Raw genomic sequence first — 20130 nt, forward strand, 5'->3', positions numbered from 1 at the left:
CCGCTACTTGTCGATGCGGACCAGCACCGCGTTGTAATCGAGATCACCACCCGGTTCGGTGCACGGCCCTTCCCGCCGGAATACGCAGTACTGCTGCTCGAACAGCGGCTTTTTCGGCGACATGCAGCCGACGAAGCGATAGGCTGGCGGCAACTCTCTCATATGCTCGGCCGGTGCCACCGCAACGTTGTAGCGCGCCTGCGCCAGCGCCGCGATACGGGGAGCCTGCTGCCCCTCGATCAACAGCGTCTGCCCTTTGCGGTTGAGCACCGCGCGCGAGACGAACGGCACGTCACGGATGCGATAGGTTGCCAGCCCGCAGAAGTTCGGCTGGCTGCGCACAGTCCGCATCGCACGTAGCGGCGCCTTGCCAACACCCCAGTTGATCACGAAAGGCTCTGTCGCCGCCACTTGCACCGATGCCGCCAGCCACAGGCCAAGGACGAGAGCAAAGCCCATCCGCCCCAGCTCCCGCTTGCGCCAGGCGGCCAGGCGCTGCGCAAGATCGACCGAACCGATGGCGGCCACCTGTATCAGCAGCAGCACTGCAAGCAGTATGAAACGATACTCCTTGTGGCCGATTGCCGAATGGATGGCGATCACCGCCGCTGCCGTTGCCACCAGCATGGGATAGCGCCTCGCCCCGAACAGAAGGGCAGGCACCAGCGCTACTGCGATCCACTGCCACTGCCAGATCAGTACCTGCAGATACCATTCCGGTGCCTCGACCCCGTAGGCATGGCTGCGGTTGGCGACGACATTGGCAAAGACATTGTTGTAGATCCAGACCAGCGGCATCTCGCCCATGGCAAGGTTGGCCAGCACGTCGCACAGCACACCGCCGGTTGCGCCGACCAGCAGCGGCAGCCATGCGCGACGCAGTTCAAACCGTCCGGCCCACAGAAACGGGATTGCCAGGGCCGGGCCGAGCGGAAACCGCATGATGAAGCCAAGACCCAGGAGGAACCCGCCGATCAGCGCGTCGCGGCGATTGCCTTGGTCCCGAAACCGAACCAGCAGCGCCAATCCCGGCAGAATGGCGAGGACCGAGAAAGTATCGCTCGAAGTGCGCGAGGCGAAGTAGGCAAAGTCCACCCAGACCGCGGCAACGAACCCGGCCGTTATCGCATGTGTCCGGCTGATCCGCGCGCCAAGCGACCACCCGGCCCAGACCGTCCCCAACGATGCCACCGCCATGCACAGGCGCGGCAGGACCAGGTGCAACTCGCCAGCGGGATCGAGCGCATGCCCAAGCCAGACCGGCCCGACCATGACCAGCGGGATCAACCAGCTGCGAATGCCGAGGCGGATATCCCAGGTGCGGATCCAGTCGCCAGTTATCAAGCCGTAGGCCGGCTCGATATACTGCCATATCTCGTCCGCGTGGTGATAGACGGTGAACAGCGAGATCGGAATTCGGAAGAAAAGCGCGAGGACCAGCAGCCATGCCAGCGCCGGGTCTATCCGACGCTGTCTTGTCTCCCCACTCGTTCCAGCCCCCCCAGCCACAGTCAGTGCGGGAAGTAGGTCGTCAAATCGAGGTCGGCCACGGTGATCCAGCCATTGAAATAGTTCGCATAGAAGAACGCAAACATCGCGGCCGAAAGGATCGTCGCACGGATCGCGATCTTGCGCGGATTGAAGTTGCCAGGCGCACTGTCGGCCTGCCCGAGCACCTTCTCCTGCCCGAGCTCGTCATGCGTGCGCACACCGAACGGGAGGACGATAAACGCCGCCATCACCCAGAACAGCCCGTAAATCGCAATGATCGACGTGATCTTCATGGGTTCAGCTTTCCCGCAGCAGCACTTGCACGACCGGCTTCTTGCCCGACCAGCGTTGTCCGGTGCGACGGACCGCCAGCCTGACGGCTTCTGCCACGGCCACGCGATCCCGTTTGCGATCACCCTTCAGGTTCCGCACGGCCTGCGATGCCTCGACCTTGGCCTCGGCCACGAAGGCCTCCATGTCTTCGTCCAACGGAATGCCGATCGAGGCGATCTCCACGTCAGAAACCAGTTGCCCATCGTGCCGCACCGCAAGCGCCGCCGTGATCAGGCCGTTCTGCGAAAGCTTGCGCCGCGCCACGACGCCCTCGCCGTCGGCGGGGGCTATGATGTCGCCGTCGAGCACCAGTCGTCCGGCGCGTTCTTCCGAAAGCTTCTTCGGGCCATCGGGTGCAAGCCGGATCAAATCGCCGTTCTTCTGCAGGATCGCCTTGGGAATGCCTTCGTCCAGGCCCAGTTGCGCCTGCTCGGCCATGTGACGAATTTCGCCGTGGACGGGCACGAGGATCTCCGGCCGGATCCAGTCATACAGCGCCACCAGTTCGGGGCGACCGGGGTGGCCGGAGACATGGATCATTGACTGCCTGTCAGTCACGATCCGCACGCCCTTCTCTACCAGCACATTCTGGATGCGCCCGATGGCAAGTTCGTTTCCGGGGATCTGGCGGCTGGAGAACAGGACCACGTCGCCCTTCTCAAGCCGCACCGGGTGCTGATCGCCAGCAATGCGTGCCAGTGCCGCACGCGGCTCACCCTGCCCGCCTGTCGCCAGCACGAGCAGTTCTCCGCGCGGCACGTCCATTGCATCGTCGACATGGACCAGATCAGGGAAGTTCTTGAGATAGCCGCACGATTGCGCAACGCGGATGATACGGTCGAGCGAGCGGCCCGCAACGCACAACTTCCGATTGGTCGCCTCGGCCACCTCACCGAGCGTCTGGAGGCGCGCCACGTTGGAAGCGAATGTGGTGACGACGACGCGACGCCCCTTCTGCGCTCCAACCGCCTCGAGCAACCCCGCCCGCACTTCGCCTTCCGAACCCGATGGCTTGGGATTGAACACGTTCGTGGAATCGCAGACCAGCGCCAGCACGCCCTCGTCACCGATTGCGGTCAATTCCTCCTCGGTCGCCGGGGTGCCGATGCGCGGCTCATCGTCCAGCTTCCAGTCGCCGGTATGGAAGATGCGACCATGCGGGGTGTCGATGAGCAGCGCATTGCCTTCCGCAATCGAGTGCGCCAGCGGCACGTAGCGAATGCCGAACGGCCCCAGTTCGAAGCGATCAAGGTGGTCGATGACGTTGAGCTCGACCTCTTCCTCGATCCCCGCTTCGACCAGCTTCTCATGCACCAGCTTGGCCGTGAAAGGCGTCGCATATAGCGGCACGCCAAGGTCCTGCGCGAAGTACGGCACGGCACCGATATGGTCTTCGTGCGCGTGCGTCAGGACGATACCGACAAGGTCATCGAGACGCTGCTCGATGAAATCGAGGTCTGCAAAAACCAGGTCGATCCCGGGGTAATACGGGTCGGCGAAGGTCATGCCGAGGTCGACCATCAGCCACTTGCCGTCACACCCATAAAGGTTGACGTTCATCCCGATCTCGCCCGAGCCACCAAGGGCGAGGAAGAGGAGTTCCTTGGCAGGCTTCACGAATCAGACACTCTTTCAGCAAGGATCGCGAGGCCGTCGAGGGTAAGATCGGTATCCACGTGATCGAAAATCTCGGTATGTTCGTCAAACAGCACGGCCAGGCCGCCCGTAGCAATGATCTTGGCCGGGCGACCGATCTCTGAACGCAGCCGCGCGATCAGGCCTTCCATCATTGCGACATAGCCCCAGAACACGCCGATCTGCATCTGGTCTTCGGTGTTGCGACCAATGACCCGGCGGTCGTTGCCTCGCGGCGGCGCGATTGCAATGCGCGGCAGCTTTGCGGCTGCCGTCACCAACGCATCGAGCGACAGGTTGATCCCGGGTGCGATGATCCCGCCCTTGTAGGCACCATTGAAGTCTACCACGTCGAATGTCGTGGCTGTGCCGAAATCGACGACGATCAGGTCACCAGCATACTTGGCGTGGGCCGCCACGGTATTGACGGCACGGTCTGCGCCAAGTGAGCGCGGCTCGTCGACATCTGCCTCGAAGCCCCATTCCACGGGAGCCTGCCCTGCGATCAGCGGATCGAGCCCGAAGTACTTTTGCGAGAGCACCTCGAGGTTGTGCTGCGCGCGCGGCACAACTGTCGAGATGATGATCTTGCTCACGGCTTTTCGGTCAAAACCCTGCAATTGCATGAGTTGCAACAGCCACACTGCGTACTCGTCAGCCGTGCGGCGTGGATCAGTCGCAACACGCCAGCGTGACTTGATCTCGCGACCTTCGAACAGTGCGAAGACGATGTTGGTATTGCCGACGTCAACCGCCAGAAGCATGAGTTCCCACCATATCTATGTCGCCCGCGTGGATGGCACGGACCGCCCCGTCCGCCAAGCGAAGAAGGGCAACGCCGTCATCATCGATGCCGGCGAACGCACCCATGATGGTGCCGTGGTCGCTATCCTTGACCGAAACAAGCGTCCCTGTGGGCAAGGCGCGGGAAATCCACTGCTGGCGCAGCAGCGGCCATTCGCCGTAGTGCCACCGGTCAACTGCATCGCCAAGCCGCGCAGCCAGATCGGTGGAGAACCGGTCGCGGGAAATGTCGATGCCAAGATCGTTCAGCGACGCCGTCGACCGGTCAGGTACTTGGGGTGCTTGCGCGAGGTTTACGCCAATTCCTATGACCACAGCATCACGCTGGCGTTCGAGCAAAATGCCCGCCAGCTTTGCATCAACAACAAGCAGGTCGTTCGGCCACTTCAGCCAGAGATCAGCCAGTGTCGGAGCGATGGCACTGACCGTCTCGTGTACAGCCAGCCCGGCAACCAGAGCCAGCGTCTGGGGCAACGGATCGGAACCACGAAGATTGACGACCGTCGAACCCATGAAGTTCCCGAAGCCGTCGCTCCATGCCCGCCCTGCGCGCCCGCGCCCAGCGCTTTGCCGGTCAGCAACCAGCCAGTAACCTTCAGCCAAGACCTCTCCCCCGCCAAGGCGCACGAGCAGCGCACCATTGGTCGAGGGAATTTCGGCGACGGTTTCGATCAAGTGATCAGCCGACCGGGAACAGCGCTGCGGCAGCGTATCCCGCGAGTGTATCGAGGCACTTGGTGCCAAGGTAGCCGAGCGGCGAGATCGCAAGGCTCGACAGCACCAGCAGCACGGTATGCGAAGTCTCGCCAGCGCCCTTCACCACATCCGCCGGTTCGTCGAAGTACATGACCTTGACAACCTTGAGGTAGTAGAACGCACCGATCACCGATGCAGCGATGCCGATCGCGGCGAGCACGATCATGTCGGCTTGCACTGCGGCCTGGAACACCACGAACTTGCCCCAGAAGCCGAACAGCGGCGGAATACCGGCGAGGCTGAACATCACCGACGCCATGGCAAAGGCAATCCAGGGGCGCGTTTTCGAAAGGCCAGCCAGGTCGGAGATCGTTTCGACCTGTTCACCGTTCTCGTCTCGCAGCAGCAGCACCGCCACGAAACCGGCAATCGACATCGCCACATAGATCGCGATGTAGACAAGCATCGCCGAAGCGCCGGCGCGCGTTGCCGTCGCAAGCCCGATCAGGATGAAGCCGACATTGTTGATCGACGAATAGGCCATCAGGCGCTTGATGTTGTTCTGGCCGATCGCACCCAGCGCGCCGATCACGATCGACAGCAGCGAGGCAAAGATCACGACCTGCTGCCAGGCGTGCGGCTGGCTACCGAAAGCCTCGAAGCTGACGCGCACCAGCAGGCCTAGCGCCGAGACCTTCGACGCGGTGGCGAAGAACGTCGTTACCGGCGTCGGCGCGCCTTCGTAAACGTCGGGCGTCCACATGTGGAACGGCGCCGCGCTGATCTTGAAGGCAAGACCTGCCAGCACGAAGATCAGGCCGAACGTCGCACCGGTCGACAGGCCGCCCGCAAGCGCAGCATTGATCCCGCCAAAGCTGGTCGTGCCGGTGAAGCCGTAGGTCAGGCTCATGCCGAACAGCAGTATACCTGAAGCCAGCGAGCCAAGCACAAAGTACTTGAGGCCAGATTCCGCCGACCGCTCGTCGGTGCGCAGGAACGAAGCCAACACATAGGACGCAAGGCTGTTCAGCTCGAGGCCGATGTAAAGCGCCAGCAGATCACCTGCAGACACCATCATGCCCATGCCGAGCGAGGCGAACAGCACGAGCAGCGGGAATTCTGCGCGCATTGCGCGAGCCTTGTCGAAGAACGATTGCGCAACGATCAGCGTCACGCCAGCACTGGCGTAGATCAGCAACTTGGCGAACGCGGCGAAGGCATCGGCGCGATGCTGCCCACCGAATGCGATCACGTCCGGTCCCATCGCCTGCCCCCACAGTGCAGGCGCAGTAAGAATGGCGCAAACCGTCAGGACAGCAACGGCAAGGATCGAGATCAGGCGCGAGGCCTTGTCACCGCCCCAGGCGGCGATCAGCAGCAGCACCAGACCCGAAACCGAAAGCAGAATTTCGGGCGTGGTGAGCGCGAGCGAACGGGCGAAGTCCATCAGTGTGCCTCCCCGTGCGCGGCTTCATGTTCAGAATGGGCAGCAGCCATCGGCTTTCCAGCAGTTACTTGCGCATCGCCCTTGGGCTTGGCTTGCGCGAGGCGCGCATTGAGCGCGGCAATATCCTTGCGCATCGGCGCGATGAAGCTTTCAGGGTACACGCCCATCCACAGCACCACGGCAGCAAGCGGCACCATCATCGCCCACTCGCGCTTGTCGAGATCGAGCATCGCGGCGGCATCGGCGTTCTTCTGTTCGCCATAGGCAATGCGACGATAAAGGTAGAGCATGTATGCCGCACCAAGGATGATCCCGGTGGTGCAAATCAGGGCAACCCAGCTCGAGATCTGGTAGACGCCCATCAGCGACAGGAACTCGCCAACGAAACCGCTCGTACCCGGAAGCCCGATCGAAGCCATCGTGAACAGCAGCAGGAACACCGCGTAATACGGCATGTTGATCGACAAGCCGCCATAGCGAGCAATCTCGCGCGTGTGCAGACGGTCATAGATCACGCCGACGCTGAGGAAGAGCGCGCCTGCAACCAGGCCGTGGCTCAGCATGATCAGCATCGAACCTTCGAGACCCTGTTGATTGAAGGCAAACAGGCCAATCGTCACGATCGCCATGTGCGCGACCGAGGAATAGGCGATCAGCTTCTTCATGTCGTGCTGCACCAACGCGATCAGCGAGGTGATGACCACGGCCGCCATCGACATGCCGAAGATCAGCGGCGCGAACTGCGCCGAGGCTTCGGGGAACATCGGCAGCGAAAAGCGGATGAAGCCATAGCCACCCATCTTCAGCAGGACACCCGCAAGAATCACCGAACCGCCGGTGGGCGCCTGCACGTGCGCGTCAGGCAGCCAGGTGTGGACCGGCCACATCGGCATCTTCACGGCAAAGCTCGCGAAGAAGGCCAGCCACAGCCAGGTCTGCGCCTGCACCGGGAAGTTGTAGGCCATCAGCGTCGGGATGTCGGTCGTGCCGGCTTCGTTCACCATCCAGAACATCGCGATCAGCATCAGCACCGAGCCGAGCAGCGTGTAGAGGAAGAATTTGTAGCTGGCGTAGATGCGCTCCGCCCCGCCCCACACGCCGATGATCAGGTACATCGGGATCAGGCCGGCCTCGAACATGATGTAGAACAGAAACAGGTCCTGCGCCGCGAACACGCCGATCATCAGCGTTTCCATGAGCAGGAACGCCGCGTAATACTCGCCCTGGCGCTTGTCGATCGAGGTCCAGCTAGCGCCGATGCAGATCGGCATCAGGAACACGGTCAGCGCGATCAGCAGCAGCGCGATGCCATCGATGCCGAGCTTCCACGAGAAGCCCGAGAAGATCGCGGCGCTTTCCGTGAATTGCCACTGCGCGCCGCCGATGTCGAACTGCGCCCAGAGGATCACCCCCAGAACGAAGTTGATCAAAGTGGCGACAAGCGCAACGGAACGCGCCTGTTCACGAGGAACGACAAGGCAGGCCACTGCCGCAACCAGCGGCACCAGCAGCATCAGCGAGAGGATCGGAAAACCGGTCATTGTGCGATCACCCAGCTGATCGCGCCGACAAGGCCGACGAGCATGACCAGCGCATAGCTATAGAGATACCCCGACTGGAGCTTGGCGGCGGCGCGGCTGCCTTGAGCGACGACCCAAGCGGCACCGTTCGGGCCGAAGCGATCGATCACGCCCTGGTCGACAACCTTCCAGAACACGCGGCCAAGCCACATCGCAGGAACGACGAAAACGTAGTGGTAAAGCTCGTCGAAGTACCACTTGTTGAGCAGGAACTTGTAGAGGAACCCGAACTGTTCGACGAACGCGGCCGGGAACTTCGTGTTCTTGATGTAAGCATACCAGGCGATCAATAGGCCGGTGGCCATGACCGCGAACGGCGCCCACTTAACCCATGTCGGCACTGCGTGCATTGCATGGATCGTGTGTTCCGCGAACACGAGCGAGCCCTTCCAGAAATGTCCGGTGCCTTCGCTCACGAAGCTGTGATGGAAGACAAAGCCTGCCAGCACCGCGCCAAGCGACAGGACGCCGAGCGGCACAAGCATGTTCAGAGGGCTTTCATGCGGGTGATAGCCTGCCGTGCCGTCACTGTGCTCGTCATGATGATGCGCATGAGCGTGGTCATCGTGCCCGTGAGCATGATCGTCATGCCCATGAGCATCGTGTACCGCGTGCTGGATATGCTCGGATTGCTCCCATCGCGGCTTGCCGAAGAAGGTCAGGAACACCAGACGCCACGAATAGAAGCTGGTCAGCAGCGCTGCAAAGATACCGATGAAGAAGGCAAAGTGCCCCAGTTCGGTGCCCTTGGCATAGGCCGCCTCAAGGATCGCGTCCTTCGAGTAAAAACCTGCAAAACCGAACACATCGACAATGCCGACGCCGGTGATCGCCAGCGTGCCCATCATCATCGCCCAGTAGGTAAGCGGAATGCTCTTACGCAGGCCGCCATAGTACCGCATGTCCTGCTCGTGGTGCATCGCGTGGATCACCGAACCGGCACCCAGGAACAGCAACGCCTTGAAGAAGGCGTGGGTGAACAGGTGGAACATCGCCGCGCCATAGGCCGAGACACCTGCCGCAAAGAACATGTAGCCCAACTGCGAGCAGGTCGAATAGGCGATCACGCGCTTGATGTCGGTCTGCGTCGTGCCCACGGTCGCCGCAAAGATGCACGTCATCGCGCCGATGAAGGTCACGAACGACAGCGCCGTTGGGCTGACTTCGAACATTGGCGACAGACGGCAGACCATGAACACGCCCGCTGTCACCATGGTGGCAGCGTGGATCAGCGCCGATACCGGAGTCGGGCCTTCCATAGCGTCAGGCAACCACGTGTGCAGACCAAGCTGCGCCGACTTGCCCATCGCGCCGATGAACAGCAGCAGGCACAGCACGGTCATCGTGTCGAAGCGGTAGCCAAGGAAACCGATGGTCGAGCCGGCCATGCCGGGCGCGGCTTCAAGGATCGCCGGGATCGACACTGTGCCGAACACCAGGAACGTCCCGAAGATGCCCATCATGAAGCCGAGGTCGCCGACGCGGTTGACCACGAAGGCCTTCATAGCGGCAGCGTTGGCGGAAGGCTTGCGGAACCAGAAGCCGATCAGAAGGTAGGAGGCGAGGCCTACGCCTTCCCAACCGAAGAACATCTGCACGAGGTTGTCCGCCGTCACCAGCATGAGCATGGCGAAGGTGAACAGCGACAGGTAGGCGAAGAAGCGCGGCTGATCCGGCTCCTCGCTCATGTAGCCCCACGAGTACAGGTGGACGAGCGCCGAGACGCTGGTGATGACCACCAGCATGACCGCCGTAAGCGTGTCGACCCGGAGCGCCCATGCGAAGTCGAGCGCGCCCGACTTGACCCAGTGCAGCACCGGCGTGACGCTTGCCTCGGCCGTTCCGCCCAGGAAAGAGATAAAGATCGGCCAGGACAGCGCGCACGAGATGAACAGCGCGCCAGTGGTAACCACCTTGGCCGGAACTGCGCCCAGCTTCTTGTTGCCGAGGCCTGCGACGATCGCTGCCAGAAGCGGCAGGAATACAATGATCAGGATGGAAGACATTGGTTCAGCCCTTCATCCGGTTGACATCGTCGACGGCAATGGTGCCGCGGCCACGGAAGTAGATGACGAGAATGGCAAGCCCGATTGCTGCCTCGCCCGCAGCCACCGTCAGCACGAACATCGCGAAGACCTGGCCGACAAGGTCGTGCAGGAACGCGCTGAACGCGACGAGGTTGAGGTTCACCGAAAGCAGGATCAGTTCGATCGCCATCAGGATGATGATGACGTTCTTCCGGTTGAGGAAGATGCCAAGCACGCCCAGCACGAACAGGATCGAGCTGACGACGAGGTAGTGTTCGATGCCGATCATCAGATCTGGACCCCCTTGCCCACTTCCGGCTGGAGATTGACGGTCGCCTCTTCCGGACGACGCGCGTTCTGCTTCGAGACGTTCTGGCCACGCGTGTCGGTGCGCTGGCGATGCGTCAGCACGATTGCGCCGATCATCGCAACCAGCAGGACAATGCCCGCCGCTTCGAACAGGAACAGGTAGCGGCTGTAGAGCAGTGCACCGATTGCCTCGATGTTCGAGGCTTCGGCCAGCGGCGCGGCCGAGCCATCGGCCTTGCCCAGCGCAACCGACCCTGCACCGCGCACGATCAGGCCGACGAACAGCTCGACGAAAAGCACGACGGCCAGCGCCAGCCCGAGCGGGAAGTTCTTGATGAATCCGGCGCGCAGTTCGGCAAAGTCGATGTCGAGCATCATCACCACAAACAGGAACAGCACCGCAACCGCACCGACATAGACGATGACCAGCAGCATCGCGATGAACTCGGCGCCCACCAGCACCATCAGGCCGGCGGCATTGAAGAACGCGAGGATCAGCCAGAGCACCGAATGCACCGGATTGCGCGCAAGAATCGTCACCGCACCGCTGAAGATGCAGAGCGTGGCGAAGAGATAGAAGGCGAATACCTGGATCATCAGCGCGGCCCCCTAGCGATACGGCGCATCGGCTTCAAGGTTCGCGGCTATCGCCCGCTCCCACTTGTCCCCGTTCGCGAGCAGCTTTGCCTTGTCGTAGAGCAGCTCCTCGCGCGTTTCCGTCGCGTATTCGAAGTTCGGCCCCTCGACGATGGCATCGACCGGGCAGGCTTCCTGGCAGAAGCCGCAGAAGATGCACTTCGTCATGTCGATGTCGTAACGCGTGGTGCGGCGGCTGCCGTCCTCGCGCGGTTCGGCTTCGATCGTGATCGCCTGCGCCGGGCACACCGCCTCGCACAGCTTGCACGCGATGCAGCGCTCCTCGCCGTTGGGATAACGGCGCAGGGCATGTTCACCACGGAAGCGCGGGGAAAGCGGGTTCTTCTCGAACGGGTAGTTGATCGTCGCCTTGGGCTTGAAGAAATACTTCAAGGTCAGCCAGTGCGCCTTCACGAACTCCCAAAGGGTGAAGCTCTTGATGAGCTGTCCGACGGTCATGCGAAGTGTCCGGTAGCCATGAGGTAGCCGCTGACGAGGAACACGAACAGCAGCGATACGGGCAGGAAGATCTTCCAGCCCAGGCGCATCAGCTGGTCATAGCGATAGCGCGGGACGGTCGCCTTCACCCAGCTGAAGATGAAGAAGAAGAACAGGATCTTGAGAAGCAGCCAAACGAAGCCCGGCACGAGGTAGAGCACCGGAATGTCGAGCGGCGGCAGGTATCCGCCCCAGAACAGCACGGCGTTCAGCGCGCACATCAGCAGCACGTTGGCATATTCGCCGAGCCAGTAGAGCGCGAAGGCCATCGACGAGTATTCGGTCTGGTAACCGGCGACGAGTTCCGATTCCGCCTCGGTCAGGTCGAATGGCGCGCGTGCGGTTTCGGCCATGCCCGAGATCAGGAACATCACCCACATCGGGAACAGCAGCGGGTTCGCGACGAAGCCGTTGATGATCCACACGTGGCTTTGCTGCGCCTTCACGATGTCGTTGAGGTTGAACGTCCCCGCCCACAGCACCACGCAGATCAGGATGAAACCGATCGAGACTTCATAGGAGATCATCTGCGCCGAAGCGCGCATGGCCGAGAAGAACGGGTACTTCGAGTTCGACGACCAGCCCGCGATCACCACGCCGTAAACGCCCAGCGACGAAATCGCGAGCACGTAGAGCAGGCCGACATTGATGTTGGCCAGCACCGCGCCCGAATTGAACGGGATCACCGCCCAAGCCATCAGCGCAACGGTGAAGGTGATGATCGGCGCAATCAGGAACAGGCCCTTGTTCGCCGCCGAAGGAATGATGGTTTCCTGAAGGAACACCTTCAGGCCGTCGGCGAACGACTGCAGCAGGCCCAGCGGCCCCACCACGTTCGGCCCTTTGCGCAGCGCCATCGCCGCCCAGATCTTGCGGTCGGCATAGATGATCATGGCAACGCCGAGCATCAGCGGGAATGCGATAAGCAGGATCCCGCAGATGGTGGCAATGCCCCAGGCCCACTCGTACGAGAGGCCAAGACCCATGAAGAACTCGGTCATTCCGCGGCCTCCGCGAAGCTTGTCCCGTGGAGCAGTTCCGCCGAACAGCGCTGCAGCGTCGGGCTGGAACGGGCGATGGCGTTGGTCAGGTAGCGATCCTTGATCGGGTAACCCGCGATCACACCCTCAGCCCTGGCACCAGCGGGAGCCGAGGGCAGAGCACCGTAATCGGCCAGACCTTCCAAGCCCAGCGCCGGAACTTCGGCCACCATCGCGGCGCGAAGCTGCTCGAAGCTGTCGAAGCCTACCGAAACGCCAAGCGCGTCGGCCATGGCCCGCAGGATCGTCCAGTCCTCGCGGGCATCGCCCGGCGCGAACACGGCCTTTTCGGCATACTGCACGCGGCCTTCGGTGTTGACGTAAGTGCCGTCCTTCTCGCTGAACGCGGCGGCAGGCAGGATCACATCGGCAGCGTGCGCCGCCTTGTCACCATGATGGCCGATATGCACGATCATGCTGTCGGCAAACTTTGTAAAGTCCACCTCATCCGCACCCAGCGAGATGACCATCTTCGGCTTGGCCGCAACCAGATCGGCAAGGCCGCCCGTCTGCGCGTAGCCGAGCATCAAGCCACCCATGCGGCTTGCTGCCATGTGCACGACGTTGAAGCCGTTCCAGCCCTCACGCACCAGATTGAACTGTTCGGCAAAGGCCAGACCAGCAGCAAGCGCGCCCTTGCCCAGAGCCGCGCCGCCAATGATGATCGCGGGCTTCTGCGCCGCACCGAAGGCATCGCTGACTTCGGCTGGCAGGTTGCCCAGCACCGCTAGATCATCACCCAGGAACGTCGCCGGATAGGTCGGGTCCCACTGCGGGCCGACCACGAAGACCTTCGCGCCCTTCTTCACCGCCTTGCGCAGGCGGGTGTTGAGCAGCGGCGCCTCGTCGCGGATCATCGAGCCGAGGATCAGCACCGCGTCGGCATCCTCGATGCCAGCCAGGCCTGAGTTGAAGTTCACCGCCGCAAGGTTCGACGTGTCATAGGCCAGACCCGTCTGACGGCCCTCGAGCAGCGTGGAACCCAAGGCTCCTGCCAGCTTCTTGGCCGCAAACATCGTCTCGCAATCAACCAGATCGCCCGCGATCACCGCCACCGACGAGCCCGGATTGATCTTTGCAACAGCCTCGAACGCTTCTGCCCAGGTCGCCGCGACCAGCTTGCCATCACGGCGCAGCCATGGCTTGTCGAGACGGCGGCGGGTCAGTCCGTCGACCATGTAGCGGCCACGGTCGGACAGCCATTCCTCATTCACGTCGTCGTTGACGCGCGGCAGGATGCGCAGCACTTCGCGGCCACGGCTGTCGAGCCGGATGTTAGAGCCCAGCGCGTCCGAAACGTCGATGGACAGCGTCTTCTTCAGCTCCCAGGGACGCGCTTCGAACGCATAGGGGCGGCTCGTCAGAGCACCGACCGGACAGAGGTCGATCACGTTGGCGGAAAGCTCGTGCGCCGCAGCCTTTTCCAGATAGGTGGAAATCTGCATCGTCTCGCCGCGATAGAGCGCGCCGATCTCGTCCACGCCCGCCACTTCTTCACTGAAGCGCACGCAGCGGGTGCAGTGGATGCAGCGCGTCATCGTCGTCTTGATGAGCGGGCCCATGTACTTCTCGGTCACCGCGCGCTTGTTCTCGTGATAGCGCGAGGCACCACGACCATAGGCGACCGACTGGTCCTGCAGATCGCACTCGCCACCCTGATCGCAGATCGGGCAATCGAGCGGGTGGTTGATCAGGAGAAATTCCATCACCCCTTCCCGCGCCTTCTTGACCATCTCGGAATCCGTGCGGATTTCCTGGCCTTCCGTGGCGGGCAGCGCGCAGGACGCCTGCGGCTTTGGCGGTCCGGGCTTCACTTCGACCAGGCACATGCGGCAATTGCCGGCAATGCTCAGCCGCTCGTGATAGCAGAAGCGCGGGATTTCCTTGCCGGCCAGCTCGCACGCCTGCAGGACAGTAGCGCCTGCCGGGACTTCGAGCTCTACGCCGTCGACTTTGACTTTAGGCATTATTCTGCTGCCTCTGACAGTTCTGGCCGAGCGTTCTCGGCAATCCGGCGCTCGATCTCAGGGCGGAAGTGCTTGATCAGGCCCTGGATCGGCCATGCGGCGGCGTCACCCAGTGCGCAGATGGTGTGGCCTTCGACCTGCTTGGTCACGTTGAACAGCATGTCGATTTCCTCGACGTCTGCATCTCCCGTGCGCAGGCGCTCCATCACGCGCCACATCCAGCCGGTGCCTTCGCGGCACGGCGTGCACTGGCCGCAGCTCTCGTGCTTGTAGAAGTACGACAGGCGGCTGATCGCGCGGACGATGTCGGTGGACTTGTCCATGACAATGACGGCGGCGGTGCCAAGGCCCGAACCCAGCGCGCGCAGACCATCAAAGTCCATCGGCGCGTCCCAGATTTCGGCCGCCGGAACCAGCGGAACCGATGAGCCGCCGGGGATCACGGCGAGGAGGTTGTCCTTGCCGCCACGGATGCCGCCGCAGTGCTTCTCGATCAGCTCGCTGAACGGGATGCTCATCTCTTCCTCGACCACGCAGGGCCGGTTCACGTGGCCACTGATCTGGAAGAGCTTGGTGCCCTTGTTGTTCTCGCGCCCGAACGAGGAGAACCACGCAGCCCCGCGACGCAGGATGGTCGGCGCAACCGCGATCGATTCCACGTTGTTGACCGTTGTCGGGCAGCCATAGAGGCCCGCGCCTGCCGGGAACGGCGGTTTGAGGCGCGGCTGCCCCTTCTTGCCTTCCAGGCTCTCGATCATCGCGGTCTCTTCGCCGCAGATATAGGCACCCGCGCCGCGATGGACGAAGACGTCGAAATCGTAGCCCGACCCAGAGGCGTTCTTGCCGATCAGGCCGGCGTCATAAGCCTCCTGCACGGCGGCAAACAGCGTCTCGGCCTCGCGGATATATTCGCCGCGAATGTAGATGTAGGCGGCGCGCGCACGCATCGCATAGCCCGCGATCAGCGCGCCTTCGATCAGTTTGTGCGGATCGTGGCGGATGATCTCGCGGTCCTTGCACGAACCCGGCTCGGACTCGTCGGCGTTGATGACCAGGAAGCTCGGACGGCCGTCCTTGCTTTCTTTGGGCATGAACGACCACTTCATCCCAGTCGGGAAGCCCGCACCGCCACGACCGCGCAGGCCCGAGGCCTTGATTTCCTCGATGATCGCGTCCTGCCCGCGCTCCATCAGGGCCTTGGTATTGTCCCAGTCCCCGCGCGCCCTCGCAGCGGCAAGGTTCCACGGCTGGAAACCGTAGACGTTGGTGAAGATGCGGTCCTTGTCCTGAAGGGCCATCTTACCACTCCCCTCGGTAATCGTGGTTGGCGTCAACCATCGCCGTCAGGTTGCTCAAGGCACCTGCCGGTTCCACCGTATGACGGCCCGGCAGCTGCGTGCCGGTCTTCGGCTGCTTGCCTGCGGCCAGCTCGTCAAGGATGCGCTCCATGTCGGCGGCGGTCAGGTCTTCGTAGTTGTCGTCGTTGATCTGGACCATGGGAGCAGACGCACAGTTGCCCATGCACTCGACTTCGGTCAGCGTGAACATGCCGTCTGAGGTGGTGTGGCCCTTCTTCAGGCCCTTGCCCTTGCAGGCGGCCATAATGTCGTCCGACCCGCGCAGCATGCAGGGCGTGGTGCCGCAGACCTGCACGTGGAAACGCCCGATCGGGGCGATGTTGTACATGGTGTAGAACGTCGCCACCTCGACCACGCGGATCACCGGCATGTCGAGATACTTGGCCACGTATTCCATCACCGGGATCGGCAGCCAGCCTTGCGTGTTCAGCTCCGCTCCCACCTGGCGCTGTGCCAGATCGAGCAGCGGCATCACTGCCGAGCGCTGACGCCCCGCCGGATAGCGCGCGACGATCTGCTTGGCCTTCTCGGCGTTCTCGGCCGTCCATGCAAAGCCGCCCCAGCGGGCGCGGAGTTCGGGAGTGTCGGGTTCGATGAAGCGATCAGCCACGGCTCTGCCTCCGCTTGATCAGGATGTCCTGCGCATAGTGGAACAGCTCGAAGCCGCCGATCGCGGCGATCAGCATCGGCAGCGTTTCGGTCGCCTGCGCGCCGAGGTACAGTTCGCCGAAGTACCACGCGGCGAGCGCGAGGCCCGTCAGCATGGCCCACAGGCGCATGAGGTCAAACGTGGACTTCACCGGATAAACTCCACCCGAGAGCACTTGTCGCCCTCGAAAGAATAGACTGCGATCACGTCGAACGGCTCGACCAGTGCCGAACCATCGGTGGCGGGCCCGCGCGTCACATGCTCGCGCATCAGCACGTAGTTGCCGATGGCTTGGGCCTCGACGATTTCGGCATGGTTCTGCGGCCAGCGCGCAAACGCGGCGGCAAGGCCGGAGCGCGTGCCCTCCTTGCCCTCGCGCACCACATCCCCGCGATAGTTCGCCTCGCAGGCGTCGTCGGTCATGTACGAGACGTAGCTGTCCACGTCCTGCGCGTTGTAGGCGGCGATCATCGCCTTGGCTGTCTCGAGATTGCTCACCGGTCGCACTCCCCGAACACCACGTCGATCGCGCCGAGGATGGCGGTCGCGTCGGGCAGCATGTGGCCCTTGCACATGAAGTCCATCGCCTGGAGGTGGCTGAACGCCGTCGGGCGGATCTTGCAGCGGTACGGCTTGTTCGAACCGTCCGAGACCAGATAGACGCCGAATTCGCCCTTGGGGCTTTCGGTCGCCACATAGACTTCGCCCGCCGGAACGTGGAAGCCTTCGGTGTAGAGCTTGAAGTGATGGATCAGCGCTTCCATCGACTGCTTCATCTCGGCGCGCTTGGGCGGCACCACCTTGCGGTCGGTGCTGGCAATCGGGCCTTCGGGCATCTGCGCGATGCACTGGCGCATGATGCGGGCCGACTGGCGCACTTCCTCGACGCGGACCATGAAGCGGTCATAGCAGTCACCGCTGGTGCCGACGGGAATGTCGAACTCCATGCGGTCATAGACGTCGTAGGGCTGGCTCTTGCGCAGGTCCCACGGAATGCCCGAACCACGGATCATCGGGCCGGAGAAGCCCCAGCGCAGCGCGTCTTCCTTGGAAACCACGGCGATGTCGACGTTGCGCTGCTTGAAGATGCGGTTGTCGACCACGAGGCTCATCGCGTCCTCGAACAGCGGGAACAGGCGGTCGTCAATCCAGTCCGCCATGTCGGTCAGCAGCTTGAGCGGCACGTCCTGGTGCACGCCGCCAGGGCGGAACCATGCCGAGTGCATGCGCGCTCCGCTAGCGCGCTCGAAGAAGTTGAGGCAGTCCTCGCGGATCTCGAACAGCCACAGGTTCGGCGTCATCGCGCCAACGTCCATGACATGGCTGCCGAGGTTAAGCATGTGGTTGCAGATTCGGGTCAGTTCCGCGAACAGCACGCGCAGGTACTGGGCGCGCAGCGGAACCTCGATGTTCAGCAGCTTTTCGACCGCGAGCACATAGGAGTGCTCCATGGCCAGCGGCGAGCAGTAGTCGAGCCGGTCGAAGTAGGGCAGCGCCTGCAGGTAGGTCTTGTGCTCGATCAGCTTCTCGGTGCCGCGATGGAGCAGGCCGACGTGCGGGTCGATGCGTTCGATGATCTCGCCGTCAAGCTCCATGACCATGCGCAGCACGCCGTGCGCCGCCGGGTGCTGGGGCCCGAAGTTGATCGTGTAGTTGGAAATGACCTCGTCGCCGGTGGTCGGCGACTGTTCGAGGCTCAGGCTCATGCGCCTTCTCCATCGGTCTTCTTCGCGCGCGTCCGCTTGGGCTTGTCGGCCGCTTCGGTCGCGCCCTCGGTATCGGCAGTCTTCGTTGCGCGCGGCTTCTTCGCCGGGCGAGCCTCGGTCGGCTCGGGCGCATCGGGAGCGTCAATTTCAGTCTTCACCGCAACCGGCTCGCCCTGGCCCTGACCCGCGACAGTGCCGCCGGTGGCCTTCGCATCAGAAACCGGCTTGGCCGCTTCGGCATTGGCCTTCTCGCCAGCACCGGTATCGGCCTTGCTGTCAGTCGTCTTGGGCACGTCGGCCTTGGGATCACCCTTGGTGTCGGGCTTGGTCGCCACCGGAGCGGGCGCCGGCGGCGGCGTTGCCGCCTTCTCATCGCCCGGCAGCACGTAGTCGGCACCTTCCCACGGGCTCATGAAATCGAACTGGCGCAGGTCCTGTGCCAGCTGCACCGGCTCATAGACCACGCGCTTGTCTTCTTCCGAATAGCGCAGCTCGACGTAGCCGGTCAGCGGGAAGTCCTTGCGGAACGGGTGCCCCTGGAAGCCATAGTCTGTCAGGATGCGGCGCAGGTCCGAATTGCCTGAGAACAGCACGCCGAACATGTCGTAGACTTCGCGCTCGTACCAGCCGGCGTTCGGCCACAGCGTCGTCACGGTCGGCACCGGCGTCGCCTCGTCGGTCGAGACCTTGACGATCACGCGATGGTTCTTCGTCACCGAGAGCAGGCAGTAGCAGACGTCGAAGCGCTCGGCCCGCTGCGGATAGTCGACGCCCGCGATGTCCATCAGCTGCTGGTATTCGTGATCGTCACGCAAGCGGCGCAGGGCATCCTCGACGCTGTCACGCGCGACGGTGAGCAGGATTTCGCCATGCTCCTCGTCTGCCGAAACCAGCATCGCGCCGAGCGCGGCCACCAGCGTATCCTTCACGCCCTCGTTCGAGGACCAGCGCGGCGCGGAGTGGAGAACGGTCATTGTTCCTTGCTCCTCAGCGCTCGATCGTGCCGGCGCGGCGGATCTTCCGCTGCAACTGCATCACGCCATAGAGCAGCGCCTCGGCAGTCGGCGGGCAGCCGGGTACGTAGATGTCCACGGGCACGATGCGATCACAGCCGCGTACCACCGAATAGCTGTAGTGATAGTAACCACCGCCATTGGCGCACGAACCCATCGAGATCACGTACTTGGGGTCCGACATCTGGTCGTAGACCTTGCGCAGTGCCGGGGCCATCTTGTTGCACAGCGTGCCGGCCACGATCATCACGTCCGACTGGCGCGGCGAGGCGCGCGGGGCAACGCCAAAGCGTTCCATGTCATAGCGGGGCATGTTGACGTGGATCATCTCGACCGCGCAGCAGGCAAGGCCGAAGGTCATCCACCACAGCGAGCCGGTGCGGGCCCACTGGAACAATTCTTCGGTGCTGGTGACGAGGAAGCCCTTGTCGTTCACCTCGGCATTGAGGCTGTCGAAAAACGCCTGGTCCGGCGCCGTAACGGCACCGGCATTGGCAGTAACGAGCGGGTTAGTGGCCATGTTGCTCATTCCCAGTCCAGCGCGCCCTTCTTCCAGGCATAGATGAAGCCGATCACCAGTTCGCCGAGGAAGACCATCATGGTCGTCCACCCGGCCCAACCGGTTTCCTTCAGGCTGACCGCCCAGGGAAACAGGAACGCGGCTTCGAGATCGAAGATGATGAACAGGATCGCGACGAGATAGAACCGCACGTCGAACTGGCTGCGCGGGTCTTCGAACGCGGGGAAGCCGCATTCATACTCGCTGAGCTTTTCCGCGGTGGGATTGTGTGCGCCGGTCAGGCGCGACACGCCCATTGGCAGGAACACGAATGCGGAAGAAAGCGCCAAGGCGATCCCGAGAAAGATCAGGATCGGCAGGTATTGAGACAGATCGACCAAAGGGCTGACTCGCGAAGCTGCAGGTTCGCCTGCGCCCTAGT

At 62.8% G+C, this 20130-nt stretch carries 21 protein-coding genes; all 21 read right to left on the reverse strand.

From position 1 onward, the window contains the following. Positions 1-3: 3 nt before the first annotated feature. The 21 genes from NJ75_RS02965 to NJ75_RS03065 are packed head-to-tail and all read right to left on the reverse strand — an operon-like array spanning position 4 to position 20089. Positions 4-1509 (reverse strand): glycosyltransferase family protein, encoded by a 1506-nt coding sequence (locus tag NJ75_RS02965; RefSeq protein WP_052241891.1) that lies wholly within the window; start codon positions 1507-1509, stop codon positions 4-6. Positions 1510-1511: 2 nt separating this feature from the next. Further along, positions 1512-1784 carry a DUF1467 family protein gene (locus NJ75_RS02970; RefSeq protein ID WP_039331332.1) on the reverse strand — a complete coding sequence of 91 codons (273 nt, stop codon included), beginning with the start codon at positions 1782-1784 and terminating at the stop codon, positions 1512-1514. 4 nt (positions 1785-1788) lie between these two features. Next, entirely contained in the window at positions 1789-3441 is a 1653-nt protein-coding gene (locus NJ75_RS02975) for a ribonuclease J (protein ID WP_039331334.1), read from the reverse strand. Further along, positions 3438-4223 (reverse strand): type III pantothenate kinase, encoded by a 786-nt coding sequence (locus NJ75_RS02980; protein WP_039331337.1) that lies wholly within the window; start codon positions 4221-4223, stop codon positions 3438-3440. The genes NJ75_RS02975 and NJ75_RS02980 overlap by 4 nt, the downstream gene beginning before the upstream one ends. Beyond that, positions 4207-4938 (reverse strand): biotin--[acetyl-CoA-carboxylase] ligase, encoded by a 732-nt coding sequence (locus NJ75_RS02985; protein ID WP_039331339.1) that lies wholly within the window; start codon positions 4936-4938, stop codon positions 4207-4209. Before NJ75_RS02985 ends, NJ75_RS02980 begins: the two co-directional genes overlap by 17 nt. Positions 4939-4942: 4 nt before the next feature. Further along, positions 4943-6406, reverse strand: coding sequence for an NADH-quinone oxidoreductase subunit NuoN (gene nuoN, locus NJ75_RS02990; RefSeq protein ID WP_039331340.1), 1464 nt, complete (start codon positions 6404-6406; stop codon positions 4943-4945). Next, entirely contained in the window at positions 6406-7947 is a 1542-nt protein-coding gene (locus tag NJ75_RS02995; protein ID WP_039331343.1) for an NADH-quinone oxidoreductase subunit M, read from the reverse strand. The genes nuoN and NJ75_RS02995 overlap by 1 nt, the downstream gene beginning before the upstream one ends. Continuing rightward, complete coding sequence (nuoL, locus tag NJ75_RS03000) at positions 7944-9992, reverse strand: NADH-quinone oxidoreductase subunit L (RefSeq protein ID WP_039331344.1); 2049 nt, start codon at positions 9990-9992, stop codon at positions 7944-7946. The genes NJ75_RS02995 and nuoL overlap by 4 nt, the downstream gene beginning before the upstream one ends. A gap of 4 nt (positions 9993-9996) precedes the next feature. Next, positions 9997-10302: an NADH-quinone oxidoreductase subunit NuoK gene (gene nuoK, locus NJ75_RS03005; protein ID WP_011445933.1), complete on the reverse strand. Its 306-nt coding sequence runs from the start codon at positions 10300-10302 to the stop codon at positions 9997-9999. Further along, complete coding sequence (locus NJ75_RS03010) at positions 10302-10919, reverse strand: NADH-quinone oxidoreductase subunit J (RefSeq protein WP_039331347.1); 618 nt, start codon at positions 10917-10919, stop codon at positions 10302-10304. The genes nuoK and NJ75_RS03010 overlap by 1 nt, the downstream gene beginning before the upstream one ends. Positions 10920-10931: 12 nt before the next feature. Then, positions 10932-11417 (reverse strand): NADH-quinone oxidoreductase subunit NuoI, encoded by a 486-nt coding sequence (nuoI, locus tag NJ75_RS03015; RefSeq protein ID WP_039331348.1) that lies wholly within the window; start codon positions 11415-11417, stop codon positions 10932-10934. Continuing rightward, positions 11414-12457 carry an NADH-quinone oxidoreductase subunit NuoH gene (gene nuoH, locus NJ75_RS03020; protein ID WP_039331349.1) on the reverse strand — a complete coding sequence of 348 codons (1044 nt, stop codon included), beginning with the start codon at positions 12455-12457 and terminating at the stop codon, positions 11414-11416. The genes nuoI and nuoH overlap by 4 nt, the downstream gene beginning before the upstream one ends. Beyond that, positions 12454-14463: an NADH-quinone oxidoreductase subunit NuoG gene (gene nuoG, locus NJ75_RS03025; RefSeq protein WP_039331350.1), complete on the reverse strand. Its 2010-nt coding sequence runs from the start codon at positions 14461-14463 to the stop codon at positions 12454-12456. The genes nuoH and nuoG overlap by 4 nt, the downstream gene beginning before the upstream one ends. Then, positions 14463-15761, reverse strand: coding sequence for an NADH-quinone oxidoreductase subunit NuoF (gene nuoF / locus NJ75_RS03030; protein WP_039331352.1), 1299 nt, complete (start codon positions 15759-15761; stop codon positions 14463-14465). The genes nuoG and nuoF overlap by 1 nt, the downstream gene beginning before the upstream one ends. Before the next feature lies 1 nt (position 15762). Then, on the reverse strand, positions 15763-16431 hold the full coding sequence (locus NJ75_RS03035; RefSeq protein ID WP_039331353.1) for a complex I 24 kDa subunit family protein: 669 nt from the start codon (positions 16429-16431) through the stop codon (positions 15763-15765). After that, a complete protein-coding gene (locus tag NJ75_RS03040; RefSeq protein ID WP_039331355.1) occupies positions 16424-16621 on the reverse strand; it encodes a hypothetical protein in 198 nt (65 codons plus the stop codon). The genes NJ75_RS03035 and NJ75_RS03040 overlap by 8 nt, the downstream gene beginning before the upstream one ends. Further along, positions 16618-16968: a nuclear transport factor 2 family protein gene (locus tag NJ75_RS03045; protein ID WP_039331357.1), complete on the reverse strand. Its 351-nt coding sequence runs from the start codon at positions 16966-16968 to the stop codon at positions 16618-16620. The genes NJ75_RS03040 and NJ75_RS03045 overlap by 4 nt, the downstream gene beginning before the upstream one ends. Continuing rightward, positions 16965-18176, reverse strand: a complete 1212-nt coding sequence (locus NJ75_RS03050; protein WP_039331359.1) for an NADH-quinone oxidoreductase subunit D — start codon at positions 18174-18176, stop codon at positions 16965-16967. The genes NJ75_RS03045 and NJ75_RS03050 overlap by 4 nt, the downstream gene beginning before the upstream one ends. Next, the gene (locus NJ75_RS03055; RefSeq protein ID WP_039331361.1) at positions 18173-19150 is read right to left on the reverse strand and encodes an NADH-quinone oxidoreductase subunit C; all 978 of its coding nucleotides are present in this window, start codon (positions 19148-19150) and stop codon (positions 18173-18175) included. Before NJ75_RS03055 ends, NJ75_RS03050 begins: the two co-directional genes overlap by 4 nt. A gap of 13 nt (positions 19151-19163) precedes the next feature. Then, positions 19164-19718 (reverse strand): NuoB/complex I 20 kDa subunit family protein, encoded by a 555-nt coding sequence (locus NJ75_RS03060; RefSeq protein WP_039331362.1) that lies wholly within the window; start codon positions 19716-19718, stop codon positions 19164-19166. Then, positions 19715-20089, reverse strand: coding sequence for an NADH-quinone oxidoreductase subunit A (locus NJ75_RS03065; RefSeq protein ID WP_039331365.1), 375 nt, complete (start codon positions 20087-20089; stop codon positions 19715-19717). The genes NJ75_RS03060 and NJ75_RS03065 overlap by 4 nt, the downstream gene beginning before the upstream one ends. Positions 20090-20130: the final 41 nt, after the last annotated feature.

It is taken from the genome of Novosphingobium subterraneum, assembly GCF_000807925.1.
In the GTDB taxonomy this organism is placed as follows: Bacteria; Pseudomonadota; Alphaproteobacteria; order Sphingomonadales; family Sphingomonadaceae; genus Novosphingobium; species Novosphingobium subterraneum.

Coding starts and splice junctions, on each gene's coding strand:
- NJ75_RS02970 (WP_039331332.1), bottom strand. CDS start 1,784: ATGAAGATCACGTCGATCATTGCGATTTACGGGCTGTTCTGGGTGATG.
- NJ75_RS02980 (WP_039331337.1), bottom strand. CDS start 4,223: ATGCTTCTGGCGGTTGACGTCGGCAATACCAACATCGTCTTCGCACTG.
- nuoN (WP_039331340.1), bottom strand. CDS start 6,406: ATGGACTTCGCCCGTTCGCTCGCGCTCACCACGCCCGAAATTCTGCTT.
- NJ75_RS02995 (WP_039331343.1), bottom strand. CDS start 7,947: ATGACCGGTTTTCCGATCCTCTCGCTGATGCTGCTGGTGCCGCTGGTT.
- nuoL (WP_039331344.1), bottom strand. CDS start 9,992: ATGTCTTCCATCCTGATCATTGTATTCCTGCCGCTTCTGGCAGCGATC.
- nuoK (WP_011445933.1), bottom strand. CDS start 10,302: ATGATCGGCATCGAACACTACCTCGTCGTCAGCTCGATCCTGTTCGTG.
- NJ75_RS03010 (WP_039331347.1), bottom strand. CDS start 10,919: ATGATCCAGGTATTCGCCTTCTATCTCTTCGCCACGCTCTGCATCTTC.
- nuoI (WP_039331348.1), bottom strand. CDS start 11,417: ATGACCGTCGGACAGCTCATCAAGAGCTTCACCCTTTGGGAGTTCGTG.
- nuoH (WP_039331349.1), bottom strand. CDS start 12,457: ATGACCGAGTTCTTCATGGGTCTTGGCCTCTCGTACGAGTGGGCCTGG.
- nuoG (WP_039331350.1), bottom strand. CDS start 14,463: ATGCCTAAAGTCAAAGTCGACGGCGTAGAGCTCGAAGTCCCGGCAGGC.
- nuoF (WP_039331352.1), bottom strand. CDS start 15,761: ATGGCCCTTCAGGACAAGGACCGCATCTTCACCAACGTCTACGGTTTC.
- NJ75_RS03050 (WP_039331359.1), bottom strand. CDS start 18,176: ATGAGCCTGAGCCTCGAACAGTCGCCGACCACCGGCGACGAGGTCATT.
- NJ75_RS03055 (WP_039331361.1), bottom strand. CDS start 19,150: ATGACCGTTCTCCACTCCGCGCCGCGCTGGTCCTCGAACGAGGGCGTG.
- NJ75_RS03060 (WP_039331362.1), bottom strand. CDS start 19,718: ATGAGCAACATGGCCACTAACCCGCTCGTTACTGCCAATGCCGGTGCC.